General features: G+C 42.7%; 24 protein-coding genes and 1 other annotated feature. All 24 genes read right to left on the reverse strand.

Annotated features, from left to right (window positions below; genetic code table 11):
• Positions 1–27: 27 nt before the first annotated feature.
• Entirely contained in the window at positions 28–1,143 is a 1,116-nt protein-coding gene (locus TY16_RS22095) for a Nif3-like dinuclear metal center hexameric protein (RefSeq protein ID WP_043933905.1), read from the reverse strand.
• Positions 1,140–1,850 (reverse strand): tRNA (adenine(22)-N(1))-methyltransferase, encoded by a 711-nt coding sequence (locus TY16_RS22100; protein WP_043933906.1) that lies wholly within the window; start codon positions 1,848–1,850, stop codon positions 1,140–1,142. Before TY16_RS22100 ends, TY16_RS22095 begins: the two co-directional genes overlap by 4 nt.
• Positions 1,851–1,963: 113 nt before the next feature.
• Entirely contained in the window at positions 1,964–2,326 is a 363-nt protein-coding gene (gene cccA, locus TY16_RS22105) for a cytochrome c550 (RefSeq protein ID WP_043933907.1), read from the reverse strand.
• A gap of 213 nt (positions 2,327–2,539) precedes the next feature.
• Positions 2,540–3,682, reverse strand: a complete 1,143-nt coding sequence (locus TY16_RS22110; protein ID WP_043933908.1) for an acyl-CoA dehydrogenase family protein — start codon at positions 3,680–3,682, stop codon at positions 2,540–2,542.
• A 348-nt stretch (positions 3,683–4,030) separates the two neighbouring features.
• Complete coding sequence (gene rpoD, locus TY16_RS22115; protein WP_043933909.1) at positions 4,031–5,170, reverse strand: RNA polymerase sigma factor RpoD; 1,140 nt, start codon at positions 5,168–5,170, stop codon at positions 4,031–4,033.
• A gap of 33 nt (positions 5,171–5,203) precedes the next feature.
• Positions 5,204–7,003, reverse strand: a complete 1,800-nt coding sequence (gene dnaG, locus TY16_RS22120; RefSeq protein WP_043933910.1) for a DNA primase — start codon at positions 7,001–7,003, stop codon at positions 5,204–5,206.
• A gap of 14 nt (positions 7,004–7,017) precedes the next feature.
• Positions 7,018–7,533 carry a YaiI/YqxD family protein gene (locus TY16_RS22125; protein WP_043933911.1) on the reverse strand — a complete coding sequence of 172 codons (516 nt, stop codon included), beginning with the start codon at positions 7,531–7,533 and terminating at the stop codon, positions 7,018–7,020.
• A gap of 433 nt (positions 7,534–7,966) precedes the next feature.
• Complete coding sequence (locus TY16_RS22130; protein WP_043933912.1) at positions 7,967–8,770, reverse strand: pyruvate, water dikinase regulatory protein; 804 nt, start codon at positions 8,768–8,770, stop codon at positions 7,967–7,969.
• Between the two features lie 29 nt (positions 8,771–8,799).
• A complete protein-coding gene (locus tag TY16_RS22135; RefSeq protein ID WP_081773075.1) occupies positions 8,800–9,423 on the reverse strand; it encodes a helix-turn-helix transcriptional regulator in 624 nt (207 codons plus the stop codon).
• Between the two features lie 36 nt (positions 9,424–9,459).
• On the reverse strand, positions 9,460–10,842 hold the full coding sequence (locus TY16_RS22140; RefSeq protein ID WP_043933914.1) for a glycine--tRNA ligase: 1,383 nt from the start codon (positions 10,840–10,842) through the stop codon (positions 9,460–9,462).
• Between the two features lie 98 nt (positions 10,843–10,940).
• Positions 10,941–11,115 (reverse strand) — a binding site (T-box leader).
• Between the two features lie 57 nt (positions 11,116–11,172).
• Positions 11,173–11,925, reverse strand: a complete 753-nt coding sequence (recO, locus tag TY16_RS22145) for a DNA repair protein RecO (protein ID WP_043933915.1) — start codon at positions 11,923–11,925, stop codon at positions 11,173–11,175.
• Positions 11,926–11,954: 29 nt separating this feature from the next.
• Complete coding sequence (locus tag TY16_RS25945; protein WP_081773076.1) at positions 11,955–12,098, reverse strand: YqzL family protein; 144 nt, start codon at positions 12,096–12,098, stop codon at positions 11,955–11,957.
• Positions 12,099–12,254: 156 nt separating this feature from the next.
• A complete protein-coding gene (gene era, locus TY16_RS22150) occupies positions 12,255–13,178 on the reverse strand; it encodes a GTPase Era (protein WP_155922306.1) in 924 nt (307 codons plus the stop codon).
• 381 nt (positions 13,179–13,559) lie between these two features.
• Positions 13,560–13,955 (reverse strand): diacylglycerol kinase family protein, encoded by a 396-nt coding sequence (locus TY16_RS22155; protein WP_043933916.1) that lies wholly within the window; start codon positions 13,953–13,955, stop codon positions 13,560–13,562.
• Positions 13,930–14,403 (reverse strand): rRNA maturation RNase YbeY, encoded by a 474-nt coding sequence (ybeY, locus tag TY16_RS22160; RefSeq protein ID WP_043933917.1) that lies wholly within the window; start codon positions 14,401–14,403, stop codon positions 13,930–13,932. The genes TY16_RS22155 and ybeY overlap by 26 nt, the downstream gene beginning before the upstream one ends.
• Complete coding sequence (locus TY16_RS22165; protein WP_043933918.1) at positions 14,400–16,580, reverse strand: HD family phosphohydrolase; 2,181 nt, start codon at positions 16,578–16,580, stop codon at positions 14,400–14,402. Before TY16_RS22165 ends, ybeY begins: the two co-directional genes overlap by 4 nt.
• A 185-nt stretch (positions 16,581–16,765) precedes the next feature.
• Positions 16,766–17,725 (reverse strand): PhoH family protein, encoded by a 960-nt coding sequence (locus TY16_RS22170; RefSeq protein ID WP_043933919.1) that lies wholly within the window; start codon positions 17,723–17,725, stop codon positions 16,766–16,768.
• Entirely contained in the window at positions 17,726–18,916 is a 1,191-nt protein-coding gene (yqfD, locus tag TY16_RS22175) for a sporulation protein YqfD (RefSeq protein ID WP_043933920.1), read from the reverse strand. It lies immediately after the preceding gene.
• 2 nt (positions 18,917–18,918) lie between these two features.
• Complete coding sequence (yqfC, locus tag TY16_RS22180; protein ID WP_043933921.1) at positions 18,919–19,215, reverse strand: sporulation protein YqfC; 297 nt, start codon at positions 19,213–19,215, stop codon at positions 18,919–18,921.
• A gap of 105 nt (positions 19,216–19,320) precedes the next feature.
• Positions 19,321–19,725: a hypothetical protein gene (locus tag TY16_RS22185; protein ID WP_043933922.1), complete on the reverse strand. Its 405-nt coding sequence runs from the start codon at positions 19,723–19,725 to the stop codon at positions 19,321–19,323.
• A gap of 58 nt (positions 19,726–19,783) precedes the next feature.
• On the reverse strand, positions 19,784–20,767 hold the full coding sequence (gene floA / locus TY16_RS22190) for a flotillin-like protein FloA (protein WP_043933923.1): 984 nt from the start codon (positions 20,765–20,767) through the stop codon (positions 19,784–19,786).
• A 13-nt stretch (positions 20,768–20,780) separates the two neighbouring features.
• Positions 20,781–21,419, reverse strand: a complete 639-nt coding sequence (locus tag TY16_RS22195; RefSeq protein ID WP_052342834.1) for an NfeD family protein — start codon at positions 21,417–21,419, stop codon at positions 20,781–20,783.
• Positions 21,420–22,199: 780 nt separating this feature from the next.
• Positions 22,200–22,643 carry a GatB/YqeY domain-containing protein gene (locus tag TY16_RS22200; protein WP_043933924.1) on the reverse strand — a complete coding sequence of 148 codons (444 nt, stop codon included), beginning with the start codon at positions 22,641–22,643 and terminating at the stop codon, positions 22,200–22,202.
• 20 nt (positions 22,644–22,663) lie between these two features.
• Positions 22,664–22,837 (reverse strand): 30S ribosomal protein S21, encoded by a 174-nt coding sequence (gene rpsU / locus TY16_RS22205; RefSeq protein ID WP_015595024.1) that lies wholly within the window; start codon positions 22,835–22,837, stop codon positions 22,664–22,666.
• Between the last annotated feature and the right edge of the window lie 131 nt (positions 22,838–22,968).

Below are 22,968 nucleotides of genomic sequence, written 5' to 3' on the forward strand. Positions count from 1 at the left end.
TTAACCTTCAGAAGCCGCAGCTACCTTTTATATCGTTTTGAATGGATTCGTATCAATTTGAGAGGCCAAAATTTCAACATCGAAGCCAGCTTCGTCACACATCTTGCTTAATACGGAGGCAAGGCCTTTTTTCATAATCTTCTCAGCGATATGCCCTGGATCGACCATATTAAGGCCGAGCATTAAAGCATCGTGAGCTACATGGAAATAAATATCCCCTGTCACATATACGTCGGCTCCCTTTCGTTTTGCCTGAGAAAAATATTTATTTCCGTCCCCGCCTAGGACAGCAACTTTTTTTACTCTTGAACTCAAGTCTCCAACAACCCGTACAGTTTCAACCTCAAAATCATTCTTTACTTTTTCAGCAAACTCGGCAAGAGTCATCTCTTCAATCGTCCCAATCCTGCCAAGCCCGAGTATCTCCCCCTGATTTTCAAGAGGATAAACATCATAGGCTGGTTCTTCATAAGGGTGAACCTTAAGCATCGCTGTAACAGCTTTCCTCGCAAGCCGGGATGGAACAATTGTCTCCACCCTTACTTCTTCAACTTCTTCAAGCTGTCCCTGTTTCCCTATATGAGGGTTTGTATTCTCTCCCGGAAGGAATCGGCCAGTACCATTCGAAGAGAACGAACAGTGTGAGTAATTACCGATTGCACCTGCTCCTGCTTTTCCAAGTGAATCCCTCACCCTTTCGGCATCTTCTAGCGGAACATAAACAACGATCTTCTGCAGTTTTTCTTCATAGGTCGGTGATAGGACCTCTGTATTCTTAAGGTTGAGAGAATCCGCAAGCATATCATTTACTCCGCCCTTGGCCACATCAAGGTTCGTATGGGCAGCATACACCGAAATGTCATGCTTAATCAGCTTCTCGATTATTCTTCCAGGGACGGTATCTGTTGCAAGCTTTGCCAGCGGACGATAAATCGGCGGATGGTGAGCAATGATTAGCTGTACCTGTTTGTTAATTGCTTCCTCAACAACTGCCTCTGTCAGGTCCAATGTAACCAACACCCTTTGAACCGGCCGATTTAATCGTCCTATTTGAAGGCCAATTTTATCTCCTTCTACTGCGTATTCCTTCGGTGAGAAGGTTTCGAGCAGTTGAATGGCTTCATGTCCATTTATTTTCTTCACTGATTTAAAACCTCCTCCACTAATGCGATTTTTTTCTGCAGTTCATCTTTTTTCGCACTTACTTCATCTGACGGCTTGGCCAGGCTTAGCCTTTCTAATACAATTTGCCAGTTTTCTTTTTCGAGCTTCCACTTCTTTAGAAACGGCTCTTTTTTACTCTTCAATAAAAACGGTCCAAACAATAGCCCGGTTTCCAGGCCGCTCTCATATGGATAGGCAGGATTCCCTCTTTCGGCAACAAGGACCTCGTAAATTTTCCCATCTTCCTCTAAAATATCTTCATTCACAAGTTCCCAGTTATTTTCATATAGCCATTTCCTGATTGTCCAGGCTGCAATATTAGGCTGCAGTACAAGCCGTTTTACCCCTTCTAGCTTCCCTTTACCTACTTCAAGGATATCTGAAATGAGAGCCCCTCCCATCCCTGCAATGGATATACAATCTACTTCTCCAGGGGAGATAACCTCCAATCCATTCCCTAAACGGACTTGAATGATGTTCTCCAGATTCTCCGCCTCTACCTGCCTCTTGGCAGTCGTATAAGGGCCTTCTACTACTTCACCTGCAATGGCCGATACAATTAAACCTTTGTTAGCTAGAAAGCACGGCAGATAAGCATGGTCAGAGCCAATGTCCGCCAGCTTCGCTCCTTTTGGTATGAAGTTGGCCACTGTCTGCAGCCGTTTTGATAATTGTCCTGAGTTCAAGGTAAGCACCACTTTTCTTTCATCTCTATATCAGTATAAAAAAGAATGTTTCCATATGCAAAAAAACACGCTGCCATCTTGAATGGCAGCGTCCGCTGATTAAATTATTTAGTTTATTTCTTTTCAGAAAGCCATTTTGCTACTGCATCGGCCTCTGCACCCTGGACGAGTCCGCCAGGCATGCCCGTGCCTTTACCGTTAAGCAGGATGTCCTTTATTTCCTCTTCGGAAAGCCTTGCTCCTACATCAGCAAGCTTAGGCGCGTTTCCCTGCCCCTGAAGCTTGTCACCGTGGCAAGTGATGCAACCCTTTGCTTCATATAACTCTTCAGGATTTGCAGCCTGTTCCGTTTTTTCGCCGCCTTTTTCCCCTTTGGCAAGTTCGTCCCCGTCTCCAAGCCCCTTGAAGGAAAGCACAAACATTAGGCCAATCCCCATAACCATGATCATGATGAAAGGAATGACTGGATTTTTCATGTGGAATACCCTCCCTTATGTACGTAGAAAAACAAATTTAATATTTCAAACAACTATTATTGTATATGAAAATGACTAGAAGGAAAAGGATAAAGTTACTTTTGTCACAATTAAAATGACAAAAGCGTAAGCGTAGTCATGAAACAAATAGTCTCCTTAATTATCGAAAAGGCTGGACAGGTGTTTCCCTCCAGCCTTTTTAGTAAATTAAATTTAGCTGCAGCCGACTTCCCTGGCTATCACCATTCGTTGAATTTCGGAAGTGCCTTCGCCAATTTCAAGCAGCTTGGCATCCCTCATATATCTTTCAACATGGTATTCCTTCATATACCCATAACCTCCATGTATTTGGACAGCCTGATCCGTTACCTCCATGCATATCTCAGAGGCATATAGCTTGCACATGGAAGCTTCTTTTGAAAATCTCTTGCCCTGGTCCTTCAGCCAGGCAGCTTTATAAACCATCGTCCTCGCCAGTTCGATTTTCATTGCCATATCTGCAAGTTTAAACTGTATGGCCTGAAACGATGAAAGGCTCTTGCCAAATTGTTTTCGTTCTTTTGAATACTGAAGCGCCTTATCAAAAGCAGCCTGGGCAATTCCTACTGCCATCGCACCAATCCCAATCCTGCCTCCATCAAGAGTCATCAAGAATTGCTTGAAACCCTCTCCCCTTTTCCCAAGGAGATTTTCTTCAGGGACACGGACATCCTCAAGAACCAATTCAGTTGTATTGGAAGAATGAAGTCCCATTTTTTCATAGTTATCAATTACAGCAAATCCTTTTGAATCTGTTGGGACGATAATTGCACTGATTTCCTTTTTATCGCCGCTGCCTCCAGTCACTGCTGTCAAGGCTAGATGTTTGGCGTAGCTAGCATTCGTTATAAAACATTTACTGCCATTGATCACCCATTCCCCATTTTCAAGCTTGGCAGATGTTCTAGTGCCTCCCGCATCCGAGCCTGCATTTGGCTCGGTTAAACCAAATGCCCCAAAAGACTCACCAGTACATATTGGTGTTAGAAACATGCGTTTTTGTTCCTGAGTGCCAAACATATTGATAGGTGCTCCCCCAAGCGAAATATGGGCTGAGTACGTAATGCCCGTTGAACCGCAAGCCCTGCTCAATTCCTCGGTTACAATTGCGAAACTTATCGTATCAGCTCCGCCCCCGCCATATTCTTCAGGAAAAGGAAGGCCCATTATGCCCATGTCTGCAAGCTTCTTAAAAATATCTACAGGAAATTGCTTTGTACGATCCCTTTCCAGGGCACCCGGAGCTACTTCAGCATCCGCAAACTCCCTTATAGTTTTTCGGATCATTTCTTGTTCCGCAGTCAAGTTAAAATCCATATATCCCCCTCCAACAACAATGAATGCGCTTTCTTATCCATTATATGGGCAGGTATGAATTTTCTCAACATTTATACTTTTAGAAAAACAAAGGCGGTTTTTGTTAATTTTATTTTAAAGCGGATTTGCTTTCCCTCTCTTCATTCAGTAAAATGAATCAAACAGTATAGGTTAACTGTTAAAAAGATGGAAGCAAACCTAGGAATGTGCAGCATAGCATAATGGTTCCCTATGTCTTTAAAAACTGCTATGCTAAAATGCTCTTTATTAAATAGCAATATCCTATAACATAGTCAAAAAATAAAAAGAGCCTGCCTCAATAGGGCAAGCTCATAGTTTGTTTCAATTTTATTCAAGGAAATCCTTTAAGCGTTTGCTGCGGCTCGGATGGCGAAGCTTACGTAAAGCTTTTGCTTCGATTTGCCGGATCCGCTCACGGGTGACGCCAAATACCTTTCCGACTTCTTCAAGTGTCCTTGTACGGCCATCATCAAGGCCAAAACGCAGGCGGAGGACATTTTCCTCCCTGTCGGTCAGCGTATCCAGAACGTCTTCAAGCTGCTCCTTCAAAAGCTCGTATGCAGCATGCTCAGATGGAGATGTAGCATCCTGGTCTTCAATGAAGTCACCAAGATGTGAATCATCTTCTTCTCCGATAGGGGTTTCGAGCGATACTGGTTCCTGGGCAATTTTCAAAATTTCCCTAACCTTATCAGGCGTAAGATCCATATCCTCCGCAATTTCCTCCGGAGTTGGTTCGCGCCCAAGATCCTGGAGCAGCTGCCTTTGGACCCTTATCAATTTATTAATGGTTTCTACCATATGGACTGGGATACGGATTGTCCGGGCTTGGTCTGCAATAGCACGTGTAATGGCCTGGCGGATCCACCATGTGGCATACGTACTGAATTTAAAGCCCTTACGGTAATCAAATTTCTCAACTGCTTTAATCAAGCCCATGTTGCCTTCCTGGATCAAATCGAGGAACAGCATTCCACGGCCAACATAGCGCTTGGCAATACTGACTACAAGCCTAAGATTGGCTTCAGCGAGACGGCGTTTTGCCTCTTCATCGCCTTTCTCAATCTTGTTAGCCAATTGAATTTCCTCTTCGGCGGTTAACAGGTCGACCCTGCCAATTTCTTTCAGGTACATCCGGACTGGGTCATTGATTTTGACACCCGGGGGGACACTCAAGTCATTCAGGTCAAATTCTTCATCATCCTTGGAAATTTCCTTTAGGCTTGGGCCGTCATCCTCATCGTCATCACCCTTATTGCCTACAAGTTCAATTCCCTGGTCTGTAAGGGATTCATAAAATTCATCCATTTGTTCAGAATCCATATCAAAATTCGCCATTCTCTCGGCTATATCGTCATATGCAAGATGGCCGGCTTTTTTTCCTTGAGCCGTTAACTTGTCTTTCACTTGTTCAATGGTCAATTCGTTATCGACCTCTTGTGACCGTGCTGATTTTTTTTCAGCCATTGGTCCCCCTCCTTAAAATTCATCCTAAACTGCTTATAGTGATTTTTGCATTTGAATTATTTCAATTCCAAGCTGGCCAGCCCTGAGATAATCCTTTTGGGCTTCAGCTTCTTTTAGTTGGGCGCGTTTTTCATTTATCTTTAGCATCTTTTGATGTTTCAACACTTGATGGATATAATCATTTAGTTCCTGGTCAGCAAGTTCTTCGTTAAGGGTCATCATTTCTATATCAGCAACAAGCCTCCTCAGCTTTTCATCCCCAATATAATCAAGGAATTCACTTAATATGAACTGTTCCTTTTCCTCATAATAACCGAAAAGGAAAGTAATGATTGCCTGATGGTCATCATCATTAAGTGTATTTCCCTCAAGCATATCCTGAATAACATAAGCAGTGTCCTTGCTTCTGAGCATATGGGCGATAAGCCTCCGCTCCGCATTGTAATATGCTGGTTTCAGTCCGGAAATATGCCTGTACACTTGCTTGCGTGCTACAGGTGGAGGTTCGGTAACCTGATTCGTGCTTTTTGGGGAGCTTGCTGCCATTTGCTGTTTTAATGCCTCTAAGGACAGTGAAAATTCACTAGAAAGCTGCCTCAGGTAATGGTCTTTTTCAATCGCCATAGGCAGCTTGCTTATTTCGCTTACTATCTTTTCGATATAAGCCAGCCTATCTCCTTCATTCTGAAGATTTTTTCCTCTTCTAAAATAAAGAAATTTGAAAGACATCCACGTATGGCTGGACTCAATTATTTCATTACGGAATCTTTCTGATCCAAACTTCTTGATGTAGTCATCCGGATCAAGCCCATCTGGCATCATAGCTACCTTTATTTCAATACCAGCTTTGGCAAGCATGTTCCCAGCACGATAGGCTGCTTCAATTCCTGCATTGTCTGAATCGTAACATATTGTAACCGCCTGTGTATTGCGCCTGATCATGGCAATATGCTCATCAGTAAGTGATGTGCCCATCGTGGCAATACCATTTTCAACACCGGCGCGATCGGCCGAGATTACATCTGCAAACCCTTCGAATAGGACAGCCTGGTGATGCCGGCGAATAACCGGCTTGGCATGATTGAAATTATATAGCGTTTTACTTTTATTAAAGATAGCCGTTTCAGGACTATTCAAGTACTTCGGCTTTTCATCTCCTAATGCCCTTCCTGAAAAAGCAATCGTCTTTCCATTATGATCGAGTATTGGAAACATAATCCTGTTCCTGAAACGGTCCAGGTATGTACCATCGCGCTCCCGTCTGACCAGAAGCCCTGCCTTTTCCATTATCTCCGGCATAAAGCCTCTTTTCTGGAGATACGTTGCGGTAAATTCCCATGAATCCATTGAATAACCTATTTGGAACTTATCAATTGATTCTCTGGTGAACCCGCGATCGAGGAGATACTCAAGGGGCTCTTGACCCTCTTTTGTGTTTACAAGTAAATGATGATAGAATTTCCTTAAAAGTTCATGTGCATCAAAATATGGCTGCAGCTCTGCATGTCTTTTGGGATCGCCGCCCGGAGTTTGGGAAATCTCCAGTTCAATCCCTGACCGCTCCGCAATCTTTAAGGCAGCTTCACTAAATGAGGCACCTTCAAGTTCCATTAAAAATGAAAAAACATTCCCGCCCGCTCCGCAGCCAAAACAATAGAAAATCTGTTTGTCGGGAGAGACAGAAAATGATGGTGAATTTTCCCCGTGGAAAGGGCAAAGACCGAAATAATTCCTACCTTGCTTTTTCAGTTGCACATAATCGCTGATCACATCAACAATATCAACAGATTGCCTAATCTGATTGATTTTTTCTTCAGGTATGCGCTCTGCCATACGAACAACTCCAGTTATGTTTCTCTATAAAACGGGAATTCGCGGCCTGTCATCATTGAGAGCAGCTTCACATATTCCCTTAAGAACCGTTCCCGGTCTTCCGGCAAAAAAGGCGATGGACCTTTTCCATAATTCCCCCTCGCCCGGGCTTTTGCCTTTAAAAAGCGTATATCGAGCGCGGTTTGAATAGTATTATCCTCAAATACGATTCCCCTGGGCGACAGGACATAAACCCCTTTTGGAAGGAGTGTCGAAGCAAGCCCTATATCCTGGGTAACTGCACCATCACCCTTTTTGGTGTGGTTCATGATATAGAGGTCTGCCGCTTCCCGGCTTGAATCAACGTATCTCCAATCCCAGTCCATATATTCCGGTTTACTGGTGGTATGCGCATAGGAGGCTACATAAATAGCCTTTACAGAAAAATCGGACGCCAATTGTGCGATTTCCTCTTTGACAGGGCACGAATCCGCATCCACAAAAATTCTAGGGCCATTGTTTTCCTTAGTATTAATTCTACATCCCCCCACAAATTCCTTCTTTTCTAACTAAGTTTTCGGAGATTGTGTCGAATTTTTTACTATAGGTTTCCTTGACATCTGACAATAAATAGTTTATTCGTTAAGATGCAAGTCTAAACCTGAAATGGTTATTTTTATCACAATTTTTTATTATAGAACATAAATAGCTTTTTTGCTAACATTTTATCTTACAAAAAAGATATTTATAAAGGCCGTAACTAGGACAAAATTGTTAACATCACAACCCAAAAAAGTTCCCAGGAAAATATACCGCTAGTTTCTGCAGGTTTTTGGCCTTCCCGGTCATCAAGCACCCATTTGTGACTGAGCAAGCTTTCATTCAACAAAGATAGAAAGGCAAAACACATGTCCATTTGGGCATGTGTTTTTTGGTGCTGTATATTTTATATGGTTAACTTATAATCATACTATAACTAACCGTTCAAGAATTGCGGATTTTTCTTAAAATGACGTTAGCAGTTTCCTCTACAGCTTTATTGGTTACTTCGATAACCGGACAGCCAATCTTGGCGACTACTTTGTCAAAGAAGTCCAATTCCTCTTTTATCCTCGCTATATTTGCATAGCTGGCATTATCATTTAAACCGAGCGAAATGAGCCGTTCTTTCCGAATATTATTCAGTTTTTCAGAACTAATTTTTAATCCGAAGCATTTCTCAGGCGGAACACGGTATAATTCTTCGGGTGGATCAACTTCTGGGACAAGCGGCACATTGGCTACCTTAAGCCTTTTATGGGCCAAGTATTGCGAAAGCGGTGTTTTAGATGTTCTTGACACGCCTATTAGAACAATGTCGGCTTTCATCAAACCCCTTGGGTCGCGGCCGTCATCATATTTAACAGCGAATTCAATTGCTTCGATTTTTTTAAAATAATCTTCGTCGAGCTTCCTGACCAAGCCTGGCTCATAACGTGGGGTTATTCCACTTAATTGGCTGATTTGATCCATCAAGGGACCTAAAAGATCGACTGCAAAAAGGCCAGCTTCTTCAGTCTTCTCTTTCATATATGTCCTCATATCAGGCTTTACTAAAGTAAAAGCAATCATGCCTCTATCATATGCTGCTAGTGAGACAACTTCATCAATATGGCTTTTATCTTCTACATACGGAAAGCGTTTTAGCTTCATATCGTTTCCGTTAAACTGTGTAATCGCAGCTTTTGTCACAAGCTCGGCTGTTTCCCCAACTGAATCGGATACTACATAAATGACTGGTTGCTCCATGGCTGAATCCATTCCCCTCTACTCAATCTTCAGTCCTTGCCTCCGAGCGAAACAAACACTCTTGTTATGCTCGTTTTCGTAATCCTTCCAATCACTTCAAATCCCTGTTCCACTTCCCTCACAACCGGAAGAGAATCGATTTGCCTGTCAATTAATTGTTTAGCCACATCAATCAGGAGGTCCTCCTTGCGGCACACAGCGATATTTGGCATTCGAGTCATAATAATATTCACTGGCAAGGAGGAAAGCTCCTGATTGCCAAGGCTCGCCCGCAGTAAATCCTTTCTGGATAGAACACCTACGAGAAGAGACTGATTATCGACAACAAAAAGCGTACCTACATCTTCAAGGAACATTGTAACAATTGCATCATAGACCGAGACATTTTCATTTATCACAACAGGCCTGGATTGGTAATCCCCTACCAGGATTTTTTGGAGTTTTTCAGATAACAGTTCATCTCCCGATTTCCCCGTATAAAAATATCCGACACGGGGCCGCGCATCCAGAAACCCGGCCATCGTTAATATCGCTAAGTCCGGCCTGAGCGTTGCTCTAGTCAAGTTCAGCCTTTCCGCAATATGTTCACCTGTTATTGGCCCGTTTTCTTTCACGATCTGCAAAATTTTGTCCTGCCTTTTATTCAGTTCTATGTTCCTTCACCACCATTCTCTAATCACACTATCAATCTAAAATTGAATTCTTTCCTGTAGGAAACTAGCCAACTCAGAAATCGGCACTCGAGTTTGAACCATTGTATCACGATCCCGGACCGTTACTTGTTGATCTTCTGCCGTATCGAAATCCACTGTGATGCAGTATGGCGTACCAATTTCATCATGGCGTCGATATCGTTTTCCAATGGAACCTGCTTCATCAAAATCAACCATGAAGTCCTTGGCCAGGTTTGCAAAGATTTCACGAGCAGGCTCAGAAAGCTTTTTCGATAATGGAAGAATCGCTGCCTTGAATGGTGCAATAGCAGGATGAAGATGCATGACAGTCCTGGATGTGCCGTCTTCAAGCTGTTCATCCTCATAAGCATCGATCAAATAAGCAAGCGTTACCCGGTCAGCGCCGAGGGATGGCTCGATGCAATATGGGACAAACTTTTCATTGGTTTCAGGATCGAGATAATGGAAATCCTCACCAGAAAATTGCATGTGCTGTTTTAAATCGTAATCGGTACGTGAAGCAACACCCCAAAGTTCACCCCACCCAAAAGGAAACTTATATTCAAAGTCAGTAGTTGCGTTGCTGTAATGGGAAAGCTCATCTTCAGAATGGTCGCGCAGCCTAAGATTATCTTCTTTCATACCAAGAGAAATAAGCCATTTCTCTGCAAAATCCTTCCAATATGAAAACCATTCAAGTTCTGTTCCTGGCTTGCAGAAGAACTCTAGCTCCATTTGTTCAAATTCCCGTGTACGGAATGTGAAGTTACCAGGGGTAATTTCATTCCTGAAGCTTTTGCCTATTTGGGCGATGCCAAATGGCAACTTTTTTCTCATCGTCCGTTGGATGTTCTTAAAGTTCACAAAAATACCTTGAGCCGTTTCCGGACGCAGGAAAATTTCATTCGTGCTTGTTTCCGTTACACCCTGGAAGGTCTTGAACATCAGATTAAATTGGCGGATGCCCGTGAATTCCTTACTGCCACAATCAGGGCATGCTATGTCATGTTCCTTAATTAATTCTTCCATTTTTTCAAAAGGAAGGCCATCTACGATAAGTTCAATACCCTTTTGATCCAGGGCGTTTTCAATCAATTTATCTGCGCGGTGTCTTGCTTTACAGTTTTTACAATCAATCATAGGATCATTAAAATTGCCGATATGGCCTGAAGCTTCCCATGTACGCGGATTCATTAAAATCGCAGCGTCTACGCCAACATTATAAGGCGATTCCTGAACAAACTTCTTCCACCATGCTTTTTTAATGTTGTTCTTTAGCTCCACTCCCAGCGGCCCATAGTCCCAAGTGTTTGCAAGACCGCCATAAATCTCAGAACCCGGGAAGACGAATCCTCTATGCTTCGCATGTGATACGATTTGTTCCATTGTAACTGTCATTCTTCATTTCTCCTTTTTATTTAATAAGGTTGTGCGTGTTAAGAAAGGCTGGAAATACCAGCAGAAAAATAAAAACTCCCGACTCTATGCCTGTTCGGCATAGGGACGAGAGTTACCCGCGGTTCCACCCTATTTGCTGCTAATTCACAGCCACTTTCAAATTAAGGCCGCTCAGGACTGCCTTTCCCTGTGTTTACTGCCACCCGGCTTTCACCACCCCGGGCTCGCTTTTCGCAGAAAGTAACAGGTACTTCTTTCCTTCAATGCGGTTATATAATTGGTATTCTTAAAAAAATAGTAGCGAAAAAGAAAGACAATGTCAACCAATGGTTAAAGCATGCCGCGAAAGCTGTCCATTGAATTCAGGAACTTTTTTGACTTAAGGTTTAAACCGGAATATTCCTCATAATAAGCAGAAATCACTTTCTTTAATTCATCTTTGGTTTCCTGCTTTACCGAGATATTCCCAAGCCGCGAAAGATCAAAATGATAAAAAAGGCGAAGCAGCTTTGCGGCAGCCTGAGAAATTTTAAAGTGGTACGGATCCTTCTCAAGGCAGCGGTGGCAAATAAATCCGCCTTCTCTGATAGAAAAAGAAAAATGCCCGTCAGTGCTTCCACAAACGGAACATTGATCGAGTACCGGATAAAGGCCCAATACATTCAACATCTTCATCTCATAAATCATTGTAATCACTTCAGGGTCATATCCTTCGTCAAAGCAAATGAGCGTCTGCAGGAGAAGCTCATAGTGATAAGGATTCGCCTTGCTGTCATCGGTCGCCTTATCAGTTAATTCGGAAACATAGCTGGCATATGCAGTCAGGAAAATATCCCCACGAATCGACCTCATAGGGGAAATTATTTCTCCTTGCTGCAATGTTCCAAGTCCGCTTCCTTTTTGGAAAAGAAAGTAGCCATGCGTCAATAATTGAGTAATCGCGGAAAGCCGGCTGTTGGGCTTTTTGGCTCCCCGCGCCATTACTCCAATCTTTCCTCGTTCTCTGGTATACAATGTAACAACCTTGTTTGTTTCAGCATAATCGGTTGTCCGTATGATGATGCCTTCACATTTTTCGAGCATCTCAGTCACCATCCAGATTTTGGACAAACTTATGAAACAGGAAAATCTACTTGCGCTAGCTCATCATCCAGATTACCGGGAATTTCTGTACTGTCCTTCTCCATTTCCTTGAAGAGAAGATATGTGTCAATATTACCTGTCTGACTAAAGACTTTCCAGGTAAAATCCAACATCGAAAACCCCATCCTTTCTTAATATAGACTAGCTCGTTACTTCATTCCTGATTTACATTTATCATAGCCTGCCATTCAAAAATAATAAGACGAAAATATTGTTAAACATGAACATGCATAAACCTGCAAAACCGGTAATAGTCTGGTAAAGCGGGCTTAATACTCATCTTCCCGGAATCCATAATCCCGGAGCTGGGTCATTTTATTGCGCCAGTCCTTCTGAACTTTAACCCATAATTCAAGAAAGACTTTAGATCCGAGCAGATTTTCAATATCCAATCTGGCCCTTTTGCCGATTTCCTTCAGCATGCCACCCTGCTTACCAATGATAATTCCTTTTTGGGAATCCCTTTCGACTATGATTGTAGCCATGACATGAATCATATCTTTGTTTTCATCCCGCTGCATTTTTTCGATGACCACCGCAAGCGAGTGAGGCACTTCTTCACGGGTTAGATGAAGAGCCTTTTCCCGGATCAATTCGGATACGATAAACCTTTCGGGATGATCCGTGACCTGATCGGCCGGATAAAATTGCGGCCCCTCCGGTACATACTCCTTGATTTGCTGCAGCAATCGGTCAACGTTATTGCCTTCGAGTGCCGAAATCGGAACAATTTCCTTAAATGGGTGCCTTTCCTTGTAGCTATCAATAATTTTCAACAACTGATCAGGATGCACCTTGTCAATTTTATTTATGATCAGGAATATCGGAGTCTTTATGGTTTGGAATTTTTCAAGGATGAATTCTTCCCCTCTGCCAAACCCTTCTTCCGCACTGACCATAAATAAGACCAGGTCCACTTCCTTCAATGTATTCTGGGCTACCTTCATCATAAAATCGCCCAATTTGTGCTTTGGTTTATGGATCCCTGGTGTATCAATGAAAATGAGCTGTGCATCCTCCTGCGTCAATACACCCTGAACCTTATTTCTTGTAGTCTGTGGCTTATCGCTCATTATGGCAATTTTTTGGCCAATGACTCTATTCAAAAATGTGGATTTTCCAACATTTGGCCTCCCGATTATCGAGATAAAACCAGACTTAAATCCTTTTCCTTCTCCGCTAGCGTTTATCATTCCAACAAATCCTCCGGTACATGACACCTTACATGATGTCTCCTGGTGTAATCATTATTCCTCGTTTAAAGTTGTGTAAAACCACTTTCTTGGCCTTAGGGTAAAGAGTCCGCTTAAGTGGACTTTCAACGTACTTCTATTTTACCCTAAAAAATCAAACGTTTCACCCTTTGAAAACAAATCGTAATATAAAAATTTTGAATTTTCACAAAATGATAGTGATAAACTATCTTTCAGGTCATTGTAGCGTATTGGTGTTCCGTTTTCAAATCACTCAAGAAAGAAGTAGCGACTTCATGAATGGTAAAGAACCCTTTACCCATCCGAAGAGGAGCGGAATCAATGGGTTCCAACAAAATAAAAAACCGGGCACAGCCCGGCTTATATAAACCATTTCATCACTTTTGGGATAAAGATAATCAACCCTATCAGGACAGATAAGACTGCATAAATCAAAACAGCGCCTGCCGCAATATCTTTAGCCTGTTTTGCAAGTGGATGAAAATCCTTCGTAACCAAATCCACAGTCCGTTCGACGGCTGTGTTCACTAATTCAAGTGATAGCATGCCGCCAATTGCCATAAGGACAAAAAGCCATTCCATCCTGGAAATGGAGGTTGCAATTGACAGAATCACCACAATGATTGAAATTGAAATATGGATTTGGATATTTCTTTCCTTCCTGACAGCACCTGCAATTCCTGAAAATGCATATCCAAAAGACTTTATCAGCCTGGCTGGACGAAAACGGTTATTCCCTTGCAAGCCCGAATTCATCAAGGATTTCCTTCTGAAGGGAAAACATTTCTGTTTCCTCCTGCTTCGTTTCATGATCATATCCAAGGAGATGGAGGAAGCCATGGACGGCCAGGAACCCAAGCTCCCTCGCAAAAGAGTGTCCGTATTCGGCGGCCTGCTCTTCCGCCCGTTCAATTGAAATAATAATATCACCAAGTACTCGGGGCATATCAGCACCACTAATCTCTATTTCACCTTCCCCTGGTTCCTCCATTGGAAATGAAATGACATCTGTCGGTGCATCCTTATGCCTGTATTCCAGATTAATTTCATGAATACGGGCATTATCTACAAACGTGACCGACACTTCACTGCCTTCCTCTACCTTCATCTTACGCGCAGTGAATTGAATCAAGAGTTTAACCTGGGAAATATGCTCTTCTGCGACCTCATTTGTTTCATCCAAAAAATCTATAATCATACTCATGCCTGCCTCACATTTTGTTTTGTCGTTTCGGTAGGATACTCAATCCTCCGATGGAAAAAACCCTTTAGCGTCTCACAAAGTATATGAGAGACAAGGTTCACTTCCTTAAGCGTTAAATCACATTCGTTCAGCTGCCCGTCCTGGAGCCTGTCCGAAACAATTGAATGGACAATCGATTCAATTTGCTCTGTTGTGGGTTGGCCAGTAGAACGTACAGCGGCTTCAACACTATCTGCAATCCCGATGATTGCGGCTTCTTTCGTTTGTGGTTTAGGGCCAGGGTACCTATACTCTGACTCATCAACAGCCCCGGCTTGTGCTGCTTTATGATAAAAATATTTGATTAGCGACGTTCCATGATGCTGCTCAGCGATATCAACAATTTCCCTTGGCATTTTGTGCTTCCTTAGCATCGCAGCACCGTCAGTAGCATGGGCAATAATAATTTGCGCACTTTTTTCGGGAGTTAGTCTATCATGCGGATTTTCTCTATTCATCTGATTTTCAATGAAAAATAACGGTCTTTTTGTTTTTCCTATGTCATGATAGTAACATCCTACTCTTGCAAGTAGTCCGTTGGCACCAATTGCTTCACATGCGGCCTCAGACAAGTTGGCAACCATAACGCTATGATGATACGTGCCTGGTGCTTCTGTTAATATCTTCTTTAGGAGCGGATGATTTGGGTTGGACAATTCAATCAGCTTCATCGTAGAAAGAATTCCAAAGCTTGTTTCAAAGAATGGCAATAATCCCATAGCCAGAATAGCAGCCAATAAGCCCGAAACAATGCCAAAAAGGACGAACATCCCATACTCAAGTCCGCTATACTGCGCGTTTCTGAGCAGTACTAGTGAAAAAATCATACCCAAGTTTACTGCCGATACCAACATCCCAGCCGTCATGATTTTTGATCTGTCATGATGGTCTTTTAAAATGAGAGTAGCCGCGAGGCCTCCAACTAATATATAAATTCCCGCGGACATATTGAGCGCTCCTGCCATTTCCTCATTGAAGATAATGCTTCCACAAATACTTTGAATTATGGCCATCATCCAAGCAAGCTTTTCATCTATAAGAATACTTATAATGATTCCTGCCATTGCCGCCGGAAATAAATAAAACGTCCCATCATGATTGAATACCTGGAACAGGCTGACGATTTTCATAATAATGATTGAAAAAGAAAATATCATCCCGAACAGAAGCAGGTTGGTTTGCCTTTTATCTGCTGAATCTTTCTGCTGTGAAAAATAATAATAGATTGAACCGAGGATAATGATAATCAACAGAACAAGCCCGATGAACGGACGTGCTGAATTTTCGCTTTCAAGCAAGCCAACGAGCTTTAGCTGTCGGTAAATCTCACGGTTGACGAGATCTCCTTCGCTAACTATGATTTGGCCTTCGAGAATCTTGACAGGCTCCACAGCCTCTGCCGTTTGCCTTCTTGCCTCTTCAGTAGCCTGAGGATCAAAAAATTCATTTTGTATTACCGCGAACCTTCCCAATTGAATGGAAGCCCGTTTCAGTCCGGCATCAAGAGTTGAGAAGTTCAATTCTTCCTCGACTTTTTTCTTCGCATTCTCGACTTCATCTGCGGGTATTGTTTGTTCCATTGCATTATTGATTGCGGTCATAGTCAGGTCTTTTGCTATTGAAAGCTGTCCATTGTTGGCTGAAACGAGACCGGTAAACACCTCTTCAGGCAAGTCTTCAACCACGGATTGCGTCAGCTTTTCCTTTAACATTTTTACTTTTTCAGAAACAGTAGGTTCCTTAGGGGGAGGAGTAGGTTCTTCTTTTAGATTGTTCTCTTGTTCTCCTTTTAAATCCTGCTGAATTTCAGTATTTAATTCTATTGCGGAATCAAAAATTGAAGCAACAAGGTCCACTTGATTTTTGGCATATTCGGTTTTGACAGTGTAAATTCCCTGAACCCGGTCAAGCTCTTCCTGACGTTTTCGTTCAGTGCTTTCCTTATCCTCAACAGTGACAGGGGATACAACAGTTCTATCCGCGACATCAAAAAGGTTAATGCTCAATTGATCCGGCTTGACGTTGTTGTATAAGGAAACGAACAGGATGATTCCGAGCAATGAAAAAAACAAGACCCGGAAGAAAGCAAGGTCAAGCAGCCGCTTCACCTTTTGGAATTGTTTTTGCAGCAAGTCCATTGTACGTTCCCCCTCCCAACCAGCTGGATGATTTCATCATTTTTAAAAAAACCATATGTCTTTTTAAAAATCATACCAGTTTTTACAGGAAGTTTCACTTAAATTAAAAGATTTGCAAATTTAGCTATTCTCTGTATGTTCACTAATTTGTATTTTTCTTACAACAAAAGCCGCCAATGGCGGCTTTAATCGTGTTTTCCATATGCTTCAATAATTCGTGCGACAAGAGGATGGCGGACAACATCGCTTTGTTCAAGCCGAATGAATTCGATGCCCTTTACTCCATCTAATATTTCTTCAGCAGCAAACAAACCTGATTTTGCTCCTTTAGGCAAATCAACCTGGGTTTTGTCTCCAGTAATGACCATTTTTGATCCAAAGCCTAGCCGAGTCAGGAACATTTTCATTTGTGCGTGGGTTGTGTTCTGGGCTTCATCAAGAATGACAAATGCCTCATCCAGCGTCCTGCCCCTCATATAGGCAAGTGGGGCTATTTCAATTGTCCCCCGCTCTATTAGCCGCAATGTGTGTTCCATACCCAGTACATCATGCAGCGCATCATACAGTGGCCTCAAATATGGATCCACCTTTTCCTTCAGATCACCCGGCAGGAAACCAAGGCTCTCCCCAGCTTCAACAGCCGGCCTTGTCAAAATGATTTTATTGACGGTACCATTCTTTAACGCAGCTACTGCCATAACAACGGCCAGGTAGGTTTTTCCCGTCCCTGCTGGACCGATTCCAAAAACAAGGTCATTTTTTCTCATGGCATTGATATAATAACGCTGCCCAATTGTTTTTACTCTTATTGACTTGCCTTTGGCATTCTTGGCTATTTCTTCATCATAAAGATGCTCGAAGTAATCAAGCGTCCCTTTTCTCGCTAATTCAACCGCATAAAGTACATCTCTTTGGTTTATGCCAATTCCTTTTCTTATGACACCAACAAGCTTTTCCAATACCGCGGATGCCTGGCCAGCATTTTCTTCGGTTCCTGTGACATGTATCGATTCACCACGGGAAACGATAGATACATTTAATTCCTGTTCAATCATCTTCAGGTTTGCATCCGAATTGCCAAAAAGCATCACGGCTTCATTAGGATTATCTAGTTGTAGTTGGAAATTTTTAAGGTTTTCTGTCATTCATGAGTCTCCTTGGATAATGGGTTGTCCTATCGCAATATTTTCTACTACTGTATATAGGATTGACAGTTTTACTTTACCATTCGCAATTGACTGATGTAAAACTTTTTCCCCTTTTATAATAGCATCTTCATCAATTCGCTTTTTTATTTCCTTTTCGGCCCTATCTAATGCATTATTCAATGCCTCTTCCCTTGAATAGATCCTTTTGACCTCTTCACGCTCACGAATTGTCTTGTTCACATAGGAGACAGGCAATTCCCACTTTAAAAATTTGATAGGGGTTTCTGTAGCCTCCGTCTCAAAATCCTTAAATTCTGCTTTTCCAAATCCCCAAACAGGCAGGTTAAAATCCCCAAAACGGAGATAATGCTTTTGCTTTTCATTACCATTATAAACCTGGAAGGTGGAGTTGAGCGGCAGTTCCACATATGCTTTGTACAATGTTTCTCCCCAGACTTCGCCAATCGAGGCAACAGGCTCCTGTTGGCCTTCTCTGCCAATCAGGCCGGATACGAGCAGCTGGCCAGGTACAACATGGTCGTTCTGCTCAAACAGCCTTTGTCCCTTTTCTATGAAATAATTAACTATGATTGCTTCTTTTTTTGCAACAAGGTGTCGGGGGGAAAAATACTCGGGCTTTTCAGGTTCATTTTTTTCAACAACACGAAGCTGATAGGTTGTCCCGTGTAATTCAACTCCTACCCAGGTTATTGCACCTACCCGGTCTGTCAATTTCCGCTGAATCGCCTCTACGTTATCAAGAGTAAACTGTGCCCGTCCAATTTTTACCCCCATCTTGTCCAACTCTTTACGAATCTGATGTTCGGTTTCTGGCTGTGCACCTTTTATTTCTATCCCCCAAACCATATTGGATAACAACATAACAAGGAATAAAAAGAGAAGGCCGCCAATCAAGAAACCTGAATTTCTCAGTAATCTTTTAAAGAGAAAAGGAAATCCTCCTTTCCTCACAAAGGTAATCTTACATTCCCTGTTTCTCGAATGCTTCCGTAATTCGAGGGCATCCTGGAGCCTAATTGTAAACAGGACGATTTCGGGACCTTTCCTTTTGACATCCCAAATCTGGATACCGTTTCTTATCAAAGAATTTACATAGCGCTCCAAGCCTTTTCCTGTCAACTTTACAGTAACCTTGCCAGTAAAAAACTCTGTCCACTGATTCTTCATAGTCAACCCCCGGCCTCTTCATTTATATAAACAACCTGATCAATTTTTCCTTCAAGGAGGATTTCTTCTGGCAGGATTGTTTTAATCACAAATGCCTTTCCTTTTATTAAGAGCTGTCCTTTTTTTAGCATCAGCCTTAATTCACGGTCAGTGAAAGAAAGGAGTCCTTTGTGATTTTCTATATAAATATGGATTTGCCCAATCATTGTAATTCTCGGCAAATCCATGATGACATCCTGGGGTAGATCCATTCTTGCTGCAATCCAGTTCCGCATTCGCTGGCTCCACTTTTTCGGCATAAAAAAGAACCCCCTCTCACATCATTTTTATGAAATGAAAAGGGATTCTAGCACATGTTTTTCCTTTTTATAGACTAGCATGGCCTTTTGCACGCAAGAAAAAGCTTATCTCCGGTAGTGAGGGCGCTTTGAACGAGGAGGACCAAGAATTTCTGCCCAAACCACTGCATCAGCCAGATTTTTTTCGGTAACCGAAATCATTTGGTCCTCTTCTGTCTTATCTTGAACCGATTCCGCGCTGACCCGGGACGCTTTTACAGGGACTTTATCCGCTATTTTTAAAGGCTCGGCAGGTTTAGGCTGTGGAACAGCAGTCTTTTTTGTTGTACGCCGTTCTATTTCCTTTAAGCTCTTCGGAATATCAGCCCTGGATACCTCTTTGTAGGCATCCTGAAATTCCTTCTTGAGCTCCGGGAGAGACCGCCGTCTTTTCTCGTTTGGATTTTCTTTAGCTTTTCCAAAAAAAGTTGATATTGCCGCGATGATGATAAAGAGAATAATTGTTTCCAAAGCCAGCCTCCTTCCTGAATCGGCCGGAATACCCCTTTACGCTTAAAAAACGGAGGGTTTACTGGCCATCTTTCTTGTCATTTCCCATTTTGCCAATCGATCCTCGCATGTCAGTATCAGCCGAAATGTTTTTAAAGTTCATATAATCCATTACGCCGATATTCCCTGACTTTAAAGCCTGGGCCATTGCAAGCGGTACCTCTGCCTCAGCCTGGACAACCATGGCTCTCATTTCCTGAACACGGGCTTTCATTTCCTGCTCGGTCGCTACAGCCATTGCGCGACGCTCTTCGGCTTTAGCCTGTGCGATTTTCTTGTCTGCTTCTGCTTGCTCAGTTTGAAGTTCCGCACCAATGTTTTTACCGATATCAACATCGGCAATATCAATCGATAGAATTTCAAAAGCCGTTCCGGCATCAAGGCCTTTAGAAAGAACCGTTTGGGAAATCATATCTGGGTTTTCAAGTACTTTGCTATGGTTTTCCGAAGATCCAATGGTAGACACGACACCTTCACCTACCCTGGCGACGATTGTCTCCTCACCGGCCCCCCCAACCAGGCGGTCGATATTAGCACGAACGGTAATCCTTGCCTTTGCCTTAACCTCAATACCATTCATCGCTACACCTGCAATAAATGGAGTTTCAATAACTTTTGGGTTTACACTCATCTGAACCGCTTCAAGTACATCACGGCCTGCTAGATCGATGGCGGCACAACGCTCGAAACTAAGTTCAATATTCGCACGGTGCGCAGCAATCAGTGCATTGACAACCCGATCCACATTCCCTCCAGCCAGGTAGTGGCTTTCAAGCTGGTTCGTCGACACATCAAGGCCAGCTTTATGAGCCTTGATTAGTGGATTGATGACTCTGTGCGGAGTTACCCGGCGGAGCCTCATCCCAATAAGTGTGAAAATGCTGACCCTGACACCAGCTGCCAGCGCCGAAATCCAAAGCATGACTGGTACAAAGGACAATAGTATCCCTAAAAGGATTAACCCTACTGCTACTATAACAACTAAAAATATAGCTTCATTCATTCATTTTACCTCCTCATTTGATGCTTTCTCTGACTACAACACGTGGTCCTTCAACTTCAATCACCTTTACAGTTGCTCCTTTTGCTATAAAAGAACCCTCTGTTACAACATCGACACGCTCGTTATTAAAAACAGCTGTTCCGGATGGACGGAGCACTGTAAGGGCCGTTCCTTCACTTCCCAGCAAATCTGTCCTGTTGATATTCGAGACATACCCATCTTCTTTTCTCGCAGTATCAAATAATACCATTGAATTGAACAGGGCCATTTTTTTGTGGAAGACTTTGACAAGCAAAATAAAAAATACGATTGAGAAAAAAATAGAGATAACGAGTGAAACACCCATTTGAAAAGTATTTTCACCCGCAAGGAACAGACTTCCCACCAGAGCGGCTATCCCAAGTGTTCCCGCAATTGCTCCTGGTAAAAAAAACTCCAAAAAAATAAGGACAATGCCAGCAATAAATAATGCAAGTGTGCCAAAACCGGCAAGGCCGGCAATAAAATGGCCATAAAAGAATAGCAGCAATGCGGATAGGCCCACGAGCCCCGGAAGCCCGAACCGTGGTGAAAAAAGCTCCATTACCATTGCCATACCAGCAATGGTCAATAGGATTGTAACAACAACAGGATCCGTTATAAATTCAGCCATAGCAATCCTCCTTTAGATGTTTTAGATCCTTCTCTTTAAGTATGTACGCTTTAACTGCCCTTAAGTTTCATTTTTTGGCAAAATTAGAGTAGGTTTCCTTTTAAATAATTGGACCAATGTTTTGTTTAGAAAAATTGGATTACTCGACGAATCCCACTAAGTAAACCCACGTTCTGTCTAGAAAAGTTGGTTTACTCGACGAATCTGACTAAGTAAACCCACGTTCTGTCTAGAAAAGTTGGATTACTCGACGAATCTGACTCAGTCCACTCATGTTCCGTCTAGAAAATCTTTTTACTCGACGAATCTCACTGAGTGAACCCCTGTTCTGTCTAGAAAAGTTGGTTTACTCGACGAATCTGACTCAGTCCACTCATGTTCCGTCTAGAAAATCTATTTACTCGACGAATCCCACTCAGTGAACCCACGTTCTGTCTAGAAAAGTCGGTTTACTCGACGAATCCCACTCAGTGAACCCGCGTTCTGTCTAGAAAAGTCGGTTTACTCGACGAATCTGACTCAGTCCACTCATGTTCCGTCTAGAAAATCTGTTTACTCGACGAATCCCACTAAGTAAACCCGCGTTCTGCCTAGAAAAGTTGGTTTACTCGACGAATCCCACTCAGTGAACACGCGTTCTGTCTAGAAAAGTCGGTTTACTCGACGAATTTCACTCACTGAACCCCCGTTTCGTCTAGAAAAAATCCTTTGCTGGACAATTCATTTTTCCTAAAGTAAAAACCGCAGGCTTATCGCCTGCGGCCGTTGATGTCAGTTGAATTATGAAAGGTGTTGTTGCACAAGTTTATTAACAAGCGACCCGTCCGCCTTGCCTTTTACCTTTGGCATGATGGCAGCCATCACTTTTCCCATATCAGCTTTGGAAGTTGCACCGACCTCGGCAATAGTCTCCCTTACAATACCCGCAACTTCTTCTTCAGAGAGCTGCTGTGGCATATAAAGCTCAACGACTTCGATTTCCTGGCGCAATTTTTCAACAAGGTCTGCGCGACCTGCTTTATCAAACTCATGAAGGGAGTCTTTACGTTGTTTCATTTCGCGAGAAAGGACAGTGAGCTCTTCCTCTTCCGATAGGTCCTTGCCAAGCTTGATCGCTTCATTCTGCAAGGAAGCCTTAATCATCCGAATGACAGTGAGCTTGTCTTTGTCTTTGCTTTTCATCGCTAGTTTCATATCAGTATTTAAATGTTCGAGAAGACTCAGGATAGTCCACCCTCTCTTAATTAAAACTTACGTTTCCTTGCTGCTTCAGACTTCTTCTTACGCTTAACACTTGGTTTTTCGTAGAATTCGCGCTTTCTTGCTTCTTGGATAGTACCTGACTTAGATACAGTACGTTTAAAGCGTCGAAGAGCATCTTCAAGCGATTCGTTTTTACGAACGACGGTTTTAGACATTAACTTTCCCTCCCTCCGAACACAACACACTCACATCAAACATGGAAATCCATGTACTTTGCCATTATAATACAACCTTCCTATGAGGTCAACTGTAATTACTATGAGACTGCCCCCATTTCGGTATATTT

Origin of the sequence: Bacillus sp. EB01, from assembly GCF_000613125.1 — a bacterium.
Taxonomy (GTDB): Bacteria; Bacillota; Bacilli; order Bacillales; family Cytobacillaceae; genus Bacillus_D.